1 protein-coding gene is annotated in these 3,159 nt (G+C 28.2%); it reads right to left on the bottom strand.

All coding sequences use genetic code 11. The features are described 5' to 3' along the window. Positions 1-3,045 (bottom strand): leucine-rich repeat protein (locus HMPREF0367_RS05740; protein WP_035402177.1); only part of this gene is annotated, 3,045 nt, incomplete at its 3' end. Positions 3,046-3,159 lie beyond the last annotated feature (114 nt).

Here is a 3,159-nt window from a genome sequence, read left to right as displayed (position 1 = left end):
CATCAGTCCATTGTCATAGACGTATTTTACAGAATTATAGAACCAGTCATTTGAAACAATATCGTAAAACTGCATTGGCAATTTATCTGGAATTAGCACACCATTTTCATCAAAGTAATAAAGCTGCCCATTTATAGAAATCCAACCACTTTCTTTATACCCATTATCTCCAAAATAATATGTTTTATCACCAACCTGCGTCATTCCTCTAGCCATACTTCCATCTTGCCGAAAATAATACCATCTTTTATTTTGCTCTAACCAACCTGTGTGAATTTCACCAATTTCATTTACATAATATGTACATCCATCTATATCTATAAAACCTAGCCCTTTCAAAATTTTTCCTGTAATATCAAAATAATAATATTTACCGTCTACATATACTTTCCCACATGCTGCTCTTCCGTCTGAATAAAAGTAATATTTTTCATTATCTATTTTCTTCCACCCCACTTGCATAATCCCTTTTTCATCAAAATAGTAATAATTATAATCGATACGATTTAATCCTTTTAAAATATATCCAGAAGAATCAAAATAATATGTATTATCACCAAATGATTCAAAAGCAGAATATATAAAACTGCCATCTTCTCTTTGATATTTGCTTCCATATTCATCTGTTATCCATCCCTGCCCTTTTTGATAATGTAAATTAGCATTATTTATACAATCATTTTGATATCCAATATTTATAAATTTCCAGTCATTTAGAGTCCCTGAATAATAAATATCTTTTAATTGTACACAACCCGCAAAAGCATAAGGTTCAATAATTCGTAAATTTTTATTCACTGTTATTGATTCTAGATTAATACAGTTTTGAAATGCAAAATAATTAATTTCTTCTAATTCATTTGGAAAACTAATCCTTTTTAAAGATACGCAATCTTGAAAAGCACCATCTTCTATTACTTTTAAACTCTCAGGTAAACTAACTTCTTTTAAATTTTTACAAGAATCAAATGAATATGCCCCAAGTTTCTCGATACTATTTGGAAAAGAGACTTTTTCTAAACCACTTAATCCAGAAAATAAACCATTACCTATATTCCTAATACCATCTTCGAAAATAATTTCTTTTAAATTAGAACAGCCATAAAAAAGATTGCCTCCTGTATAAACCATATTTTTAGGTATATTGATTTTCTGCAGATTTGAACAATTATAAAAAACTGCTCCTTGTATTTCTTCTAATCCGTTTGGAAGTTTTATTTCTTTTAAATTTTTACATTCTTTAAATGCATAACTTTCTATAACTCTTACAGAATCTGGGATTTCAATAGTCTCCAGTCCTGTGCAGCCCTCAAATAAATGTCCTGTGATATTAGTGATGTCTTCATCAAATAAAACATTCTTTAAAGAAGAACAACCATCAAATATCCCGGATATATATGAATCTATAGTCATACCACTTGGAATATTAATTTCAGATAAACTCGTACAATTTGAAAATGCGTTTTCTCCAATCTTTTCTAAACCAGAAGGTAATGTAATACTAGAAAGTTTATGACAATTACTAAAGGTATTTTTCCCTATAAATTTAATATTCTCAGGCAATACAATTTTTTCTAAATTTTCACAGTTTTTAAATGCACTTTCCTCTATAGTATTAACACTTTCTGGAATAGTAATAGCATTAAGTGAATATACATTTTCAAACAAAGATTTTGTGATAGTTGTTATCCCTTTGTCAAATGTGATTTCTTTCAAATTATCGCATAATATGAAAGGACTATAACTTATAGTTTTTAAATTTGAAGGAATGTTTATCTTTTCAATTTTATCACAACTTCCAAACGCTCCACTTCCTATCTCTGAGAGGTTTTCAGGCAGGAAAACTTCTGATAATTCATTACACCCATAAAAAGCATTATTTTCAATCCTAGTTAATGTTATAGGTAATGAAACTGATTCTAAACTACTGCAAAATGCGAAAGCTTCTTCTTCAATTGTCATTACTCCTTCAGGAATAACAATCGATTTTAGGCTACCTGCATACTTAAATAAATATTTTGGAATTGTTTTTATATTCTCGTCAAAATGTATAGTTTCTAATTTAGAAAATACATCAAAAATTCCATATTTTGAAGAATCAATTGTCATGTTTGAAGGTATGTTTATTTCGACTAGATTAGAACACCCATAGAAAGCTTGACCTCCTATCTTCTTTAAATTTTTTGATAAATGAACGTTTGTCAAAGATTTACAATTTTCAAAGGCATTATAACCTATAGACTCCACATTATCTGGAATTACTAAAGAGGCAAGATTTGAGCAATCTAAGAAAACTTCATTATCAATACTAACCAAGCTTTCAGGTAAGTGAATTAAAGTAATATTTTGATTTCCTTGAAACGCCTTTGCAGCAATACTTGTTATATTTTCTGGAACAAAGATCTCACTTTCTGTTCCGTTATACTGAAGTAAAGTTGTTCCTTCGATAGTAAACACTGAATTTTCTTGAATTTTTGTGTTGATTTGATCAAAATTCTTAAAAACTAAACTATCATTTGTAATATTTTTTTCTAAAGCAGGTATATCAATAAAAATACTGTTTATAGAATTATCATCAAATCTTTGAAGTACAATCTCTTTTTGTTGAGGTATATCAGTTAAGGTATTCTCTTTGATTTGTAAATCAAATGAAATAACTCCATTTATATCTCTTAGATTCTTCGTAAATGTCGCTTGTAAAAAATTATCTTTTATAGCATAGATTCCAACATCGGTATTATTTTTGTCTAAAAATGCTTTATTTTCGTTATCGACAAAAAATTCATCAGGGATTTTTAACCCAAATGTATCATTATTGTTAATTTGCCCTATTATATCAAATTTAACATTCATGGAAATATTCATACCATTTTGTATATGTTCAACTTCTAATTTCAATTCCTTTTTGTTGGTCCAATCAATTGGTTCCCTATCTCTAGTTTCAACGATACTATTGTCTTCTTGTATTTCGTCGTTAGCATATACAGGAAAAGAAAAACTTAAACTTAAAGCGATAAATATTAACATCATTTTTTTCATATCCATTTATTCAAGGTATAAATACATTTGAAAGCACCTATACCTTTCGTCTCCTCTAAAAATAAAATTGTGAAAATTAAGTCTTATTACTTATAATATTCCATAAATCGCATGATGATC

Origin of the sequence: Faecalitalea cylindroides ATCC 27803 (assembly GCF_000469305.1) — a bacterium.
In the GTDB taxonomy this organism is placed as follows: domain Bacteria; phylum Bacillota_I; class Bacilli_A; order Erysipelotrichales; family Erysipelotrichaceae; genus Faecalitalea; species Faecalitalea cylindroides.
Note: the sequence above shows the minus strand (reverse complement) of the source record. Positions and strands in the feature narration are given on the sequence as shown.